The organism is Okeania sp. SIO2B9 (assembly GCF_010672505.1).
Taxonomy (GTDB): domain Bacteria; phylum Cyanobacteriota; class Cyanobacteriia; order Cyanobacteriales; family Microcoleaceae; genus Okeania; species Okeania hirsuta.
Genome location: NZ_JAAHGK010000308.1, coordinates 1 through 6,507 on the forward strand (window position 1 = coordinate 1; position 6,507 = coordinate 6,507).

The window sequence follows — 6,507 nt, forward strand, 5'->3', positions numbered from 1 at the left end:
TGTTACCACAATTAGCATGATTTTTTCTGCTTCCACTTGTACCAGTTGTAGATGTCGTAACTTAGCGGTGGCAGTTTGGGGCATTGTCACTAGGGTAATATAACCACTTAGAGTAGCCAAAATTTGAGCCGATCCTTGAAGTAGGGCCTCTAGGCGACTTTCTGGCAAATTCAATTGTTTTTGTAAAAGTTCTTCAACTTCAAAAGCCAGAGTTTCTGAAGGTTTCATTAATTGGTCAACATATATTCGGTATCCTGAGTCCGAAGGAACTCTTCCAGCTGAAGTATGAGGTTGATATAAAAGTCCTATTTTTTCCAGAAAGCTCATCCCAGTGCGAATTGTCGCTGGACTAACACTGAGATTGTACTCTTCTGCTAGAGATTTGGAGCCAACTGGTTCTGCCGTTGCAATATAATGACGAACTGTTGCCCATAGTATATGTTGATGACGATTATTAAGATTAACTTGCAGTGACATGGACGTAGAGAAAGTATATTAGGTAAAGTGCCAGACAATAGCAAAAAATATGATGTTAGTTAATCATAACACCAAAGTTATTTTTCTTTATATAACTTATACTTCGTTATTATCTACTCATATTTATCTTAGTTTGTAGATATAGCAGGGAACAGCGGTGCAACTCCGTGTCAACAATAAAGATGGGAAGGAAGCGCCACCTGTGGGCATCTGAGCAAACCAAGCTAGTATCTGGTAGCGCACTCCTGTGAGTCAACAAGCAACAACGAAAAATATTTCTCTGTCTAAATATCAAGTCTCATTAATTAGACGTAATAAAAATTCTCTTCTCAAGATACAGCCTATTTCAGATTAGTAAGGTACACCAGTCGCAGGCAAGATGCCTACACTACAAATACTTTACCATTCTTCTGTGTATATCATTTACCTGAAATCTCCTGTAATTGAGAACTTTATATCAAATCCGGTAACATTGGTGTAATTAGATTCATAGTGTGGGGACCTACCCCCAACCCCTCTCAGGAGGTGAATGTGGGGAAATAAAGAAATATTTGGCAATGGCTGAAAATGGAACATTTTTTTTATACTGAACCCGAGCGGATTTGATCTAAAATCTTCCAACCGTAGCAAATATAAAATTTGCAATATTTTATGTTAGAGCTGATTTATTAACTGAGCTGTTTGCGCAGCATTCCGCAGGAAAACTCTTATGCTATCTAGGTCTCATAAATTTCTACTTTACTGGCCTACAATCGGTAAAACCTTTGTCCTGTAAGAAATTCAGCCTCTTAATATTTACTTTTTGAAGAAGGAGACAGGAGACAGGAGACAGGAGACAGGAGACAGGAGACAGGAGACAGGAGACAGGAGACAGGAGGAAAATTACATGGGGATTCGCTCCCCCAAGTAATGCGTGAACACCCCCGTTGACGGTGGGGTATTAAACCCACAAAGAAAATGATAAATCAGCTCTTAGGTAACTAAAGTTTGCCGGAAATGAAAAGTTCCGAATTCTGACTAATAGCGAAGTATACTTTTATCTACTACCATTGAGTAGGCATCAATACCACCAATAATATTTTTCACATTTGTAAAACCCTGACTCTTCAACCATTGGCACATTTGAGCTGAACGTATACCATGATGACACAAGACTAGAGTTTCTTTCTCATGGTCTAAATGGACATGAATTTGGTCTGACCATTCAGAAAATTTACTTAAAGATAAAACTTTAAAACCTTTGATAGAAGCTATTTCTACTTCTCGATCTTCCCGAACATCAACTAATTGTAAATTTTCAGGAATACCATCTGTTAACCGGTCTGCTAGTTCTTCGACAGTAATATCTAGTAAAGGTCCTTCGGAAGATTGTTGTGACATTTGAGAGAGTGGAGTTAATGACTTTGTATTAACGGTCGAGTTATAGAAAGCTTTTCAACATTACTATAAATTTAGTGTAAAACTATATAATTTTTTCTTATTTTAGTCAAGTAGACAAATTTTTGAAGTTTGCCATCGCTTATTCTTGATTAAATATTCTGGTATGAGAGAGTTTTTTTGTGTCTTGAGTGGGTCTTACATTCTGGGGAGGCCCAAGAATTAGGCACTCGCTTTTTGAGAGGCAGCTCTCACTAAACTAATCTACCGTATTATAGGCCAAATTCACTGTTCGACTAATGCCTCTTAAAACTACTGCCCATTTTGTATTAAAATTTAATAGCAATTTTACTCCTAATGGACTGTGGTAGCTAACGAATCATACCTTTCATCCGACAGATATAAATACGAATTTGTTGTATCTACAACACAAGCAAGCATCAATGCAGGCTTGAAGGAATACCTGGATACCATCGATCAGCCTGAGGTGTCTCGTTTCTTTCTTGACGAAGATGGGGAGCACAACTTAAGATAGCTAGGCTGCATAGGCGAGTAGCGAACATCCGCAAAGATGCACTTCATAAATTGACAACATACGCAAGCCAAAAACCACGGCACAATTGTCATAGAAGATTTGAACGTTAGTGGAATGTTATCTAACCATAACCCACCCCCATCCCCTCCCTGGAGGGGAGCTAGAGGGGTGGGTGCAAACCAAGGATTTTACGAGTTCAGGCGACAGCTAGAATATAAATGCCAATGGTACTGTTCAGAGTTAGTAGTAGTAGATAGATTTTTTCCATCATCAAAGACTTGTTGCAGGTGTGGTCACGTCCAAGATATGCCGTTAAGCCTGAGAACGTATGATTGCCCTGACTGTGGCTTGTCAATAGATAGAGATTTAAACGCAAGTATCAATTTGCGAAATGCGGTCGGCTTGATCGTGAATGCCTGTGGACGGAGTGCTGCCGACAGTTCCGGTGGTTTGCGTAGCATTCCGTAGGAAAGCAGGAAGTAAACAGTAGAATATCACTCTATGTGACGTTTTATATCGGTTTTATGAAGCAGCATAAGCCATATACTCTGAAACAAATTATTGACATGACAGGGGGTGTAAACCCCTTAGATATACCGGATGAAACTCCTGATGATGACGAAAGAATACAAAAATTGGAAAAGATCAAGTTTATTGGATGATTTTTGGTAAAGATAGGCTTGCCGCTAAACGTAAACATTAGGGATCTGCAAGTTGTGAATTTGGGAAGCTCTGTGGAAAATGTGATGTCAAATTCTCTGACTATCAGGATTTAACAACATCAATCACATTGATTCATAAAGAGAATATAAAGAAAGTTTAGTTCCAGTCAAATTAGGTGTTATGATCAAGTATAATTGATCTATATTTTAACTAATCAGTCGTCTACCTGCCATCGCTGTTACCAGCTCATCAAACAACCAGAAATCTTGCGGGCAGTAACTCAGTTCCACTGGTGATCGTCAACCGTTACTTGCAATGTCTAATTAACCGGATTCTATATTACTCATATCTAATCTTAGTTTCGGTTTGTTGTACCACGCACTGTTATTTTTACCCTATTTGCTCTATTTGTGCAACAAAGCCCGCACGCATACGAAATTATACACCATTTGTAGGGGGCTAACGACCGTTAGCCCCCTACAAATGGTGGTTATGCGTGAGTCCTGTTGAAGTTAATTTTTTCGGGCGTTGATGTTTAATTGCCATCGGATTTTTTTTATTTCTACAACACCCTCAATACACTAGGAATACTATCAATAACATCTAATGATTGAATTTCCTCTAATGCTTGCCGGAAGTTACCTTCTTTTACATCATGGGTGACAACCACTATTTCTGCAAGTCGATCATGTACTCCTGTTTGCACTACAGATTCTAAACTGACATCATGACTGCCAAAAAAAGTACCCAGTTTACCAATAACACCAGGGTGGTCTTTTGTCAGGAAGCGGGCATAAAATCTGGTAACAAGTTCTGCCATTGATGCTGTTTCACAATAATGTTGATGAGTACAACTTAACAATGGGTGAGCAATAGGTTCAGTTTCTGTTTTGAGGATGGCAGCGATACTCATAATGTCGGAAACAACTGCACTTGCTGTGGGACCTGAACCTGCACCCGGCCCGAAAAACATTACTTGTCCAATGGGTTCTCCTTCTACCAGGATAGCGTTATAAACATCATTAATACTTGCGAGGGGGTGAGTTTTTGGCACGAGGGTAGGATGTACTCTCAGTTGTAATTCGTCTGTGGTGGGGTTGGTATTGTTGGGGTCGCATTTGGCGATCGCTAATAATTTGATGACAAAGTCTAGTCTGTCAGCATAAGCAATATCAGCTGCCGTTACTTGACGAATACCTTCGCAATGAATATCTTCTAATTTAATTAGACCACCGAAAGCAAGAGAAGCCAAAATTGCGATTTTATCTTTGGCATCTAACCCATCTACATCTGCAGTGGGGTCAGCTTCTGCATAACCTAAATTTTGAGCATCGGCAAGAACATCTGCAAAGTCTGCTCCCTCTTTTTGCATTCTGGTGAGGATGTAATTAGTTGTCCCGTTAATGATACCGATAACCGAATGAATGCGACTAACTCCCAAAGATTCTTTGAGGGGTTGAATAACAGGGATACCGCCACCCACTGCTGCTTCTAACATGACATAAACACCTTTTTCATTCGCTGCTTCAAAAATTTCTGGACCATAGCGAGAGATCACAGCTTTATTGGCGGTGACGACGTGTTTGCCATGGGCAATAGCTTTGAGCATTAGGCTTCTTGCGGGTTCCAACCCACCGATAAGTTCTACTATAATATCTATCTGTGGGTCAGTAGCGATCGCTTCTAAATCTGTTGTTAAAATATCTGAAGGTAGATTAATATCTCTGGTTTTGGAGATATCGCGCACTCCCACTCGATGTATTTCCAGTTCCTGAATTAAAGGATGACGACCTTCTGGGGATAGCAAAATTTTTGCTGTCCCTATACCGACTGTACCTAATCCCAACAAACCAATTTTGAATCCCACGATTGTTAACCCATAATGAATTAAATATTTTGAGCAAGGTTCAGCCATAATAGCTGAATACTATCCTAAATATTAACAAATAAATCGAACAAAAAATAGTCTTTTTAGGAAAAATATTATGTCCGGTTAAATACTGGTTATTCAAAGAGTAGGGAAGCGCTGAGAGTAATACCAAATCTCAAAAATTTTTCTATGTTTTCTTGAGTGTGGGAGATGGAGACCCATCCCTAATATCATGTCCGCTTGAATAGTGATACTTTGGAGGGGGGTTGCACATTCTGGAATGATATTGCCAAAAATTAGTTTAGACTTTGACTAAAAATAACCATTAATTAATCATTCTAGCAATTGATTAATCCACAATCCAATTCAATCAAAAATCTCAAATCATTCGTCGCTGTGCAACGCCTTGGAGGAGGGAAGGCAGAGGGTAGAAGGCAGAAGGCAGAATGCAGAAGGGAAAGAAAAGTTAAAAGGGAGAAGGTTTTTTTATAACTGATTATCCGGACATGATATAACCCCTCCTAGTAGCGCGTCAAGCTTGAAATAGTGTTTTAGGAAAATTCTCCAAACCTTAGTCATAGTAAGAATTATACTAAAAAATTGGCTTTGCATAAATGCGGGATGATTTTAATAGTTCTGTGGAATGGGTATCTTGCCCGTTCCTTATATTTTCGGACGGGCAGGATCCCACCCCACTTAATATTCATCCCCTAATTCAGCAACGCCTACTAAAAAATTTAATACATTATTTTCAGCTTGACGCGTCAGTAGTTTTTTGTGTTAATTTTGGAGTAAATTCATAGCTACAGCTAAGATACCAATCTGACGCCTGTCTACTAATAGTTATTTTTTGAGTTGTTGCCTCAATAGGTTCGTAAGTTTTGACAATACTAATAAAAGGTAATTTATGGTTCCATCCGTTTAATTCTATTAGCTTTCCACAATTATCAATTGTGTTTGCGTAGCATTCCGTTGGAAAACTATCATGTTTACCTTTTTTCTTAAACCTTGGATATTTACTCAATCCTTGTTTGCGTTTGCGTAGCATCCCGTAGGGAAGCATTCCGCAGGAAAAGAATCTTTTAAACGCTTCACCTAAACTGATGTTTGCGCAGCATTCCGTAGGAAAAGCGTATTGATAAACTTTAGATGATCAGCTTTTCATTCAGGGTTCAAGAGGTTTTGTCTGATTAGTAAAAACCTTTCTGAGTTTACGGGCATTAGGTTTATAACCATCCCTGTAAGCCGCATTCCACAAACTTAACCCCCAATTATAACACCATCTGCTATAACCCGCGTGTTGAGCCATCAGAGTTTTTTGCTTATTATTTAATTTGAGTTTGGTTCTGATGGATTTCATGTATGAGTGAACCCAGACTGTCTAATAGAGCCACTTTTTAACGTATTATATCGTTATTCTTTGATTAAGTCAATGCTCCCCCGATTTTTTTCACTCTCTGCATAACCTAACTTAGACCAGATATACGCATCTTTACAGTTACAGGAAACAACTTAATTCCTGAGATTAATACTAGGTGAAATGGCGTAAATTCCTTTTCAGCTTAGTAAATGCAGAAAACTTGGC

6 protein-coding genes and 1 pseudogene are annotated in these 6,507 nt (G+C 38.9%); 2 read left to right on the top strand and 5 right to left on the bottom strand.

The window, feature by feature from the left end; translation table 11 throughout:
* On the bottom strand, positions 1–471 hold a 471-nt coding region (locus F6K13_RS12870; protein WP_375340662.1), incomplete at its 3' end, for an HrcA family transcriptional regulator.
* A 1,023-nt stretch (positions 472–1,494) separates the two neighbouring features.
* Positions 1,495–1,857: a rhodanese-like domain-containing protein gene (locus F6K13_RS12875; RefSeq protein ID WP_124144466.1), complete on the bottom strand. Its 363-nt coding sequence runs from the start codon at positions 1,855–1,857 to the stop codon at positions 1,495–1,497.
* A gap of 522 nt (positions 1,858–2,379) precedes the next feature.
* Between F6K13_RS12875 and F6K13_RS12880 the strand changes: the two are divergent.
* Positions 2,380–2,857 (top strand): annotated as a pseudogene (locus tag F6K13_RS12880) (RNA-guided endonuclease InsQ/TnpB family protein); the annotation flags it as partial.
* Between the two features lie 35 nt (positions 2,858–2,892).
* Positions 2,893–3,051, top strand: a complete 159-nt coding sequence (locus tag F6K13_RS12885; protein WP_287287562.1) for a hypothetical protein — start codon at positions 2,893–2,895, stop codon at positions 3,049–3,051.
* Positions 3,052–3,614: 563 nt separating this feature from the next.
* Here the strand turns inward: F6K13_RS12885 and F6K13_RS12890 are convergent.
* The 3 genes from F6K13_RS12890 to F6K13_RS12900 form a co-directional block, all read right to left on the bottom strand.
* Entirely contained in the window at positions 3,615–4,919 is a 1,305-nt protein-coding gene (locus F6K13_RS12890; RefSeq protein WP_124144468.1) for a homoserine dehydrogenase, read from the bottom strand.
* 754 nt (positions 4,920–5,673) lie between these two features.
* Positions 5,674–5,970 (bottom strand): hypothetical protein, encoded by a 297-nt coding sequence (locus F6K13_RS12895; protein ID WP_240038898.1) that lies wholly within the window; start codon positions 5,968–5,970, stop codon positions 5,674–5,676.
* Positions 5,971–6,087: 117 nt separating this feature from the next.
* Positions 6,088–6,282, bottom strand: a complete 195-nt coding sequence (locus tag F6K13_RS12900) for a helix-turn-helix domain-containing protein (RefSeq protein WP_275670336.1) — start codon at positions 6,280–6,282, stop codon at positions 6,088–6,090.
* Positions 6,283–6,507: the final 225 nt, after the last annotated feature.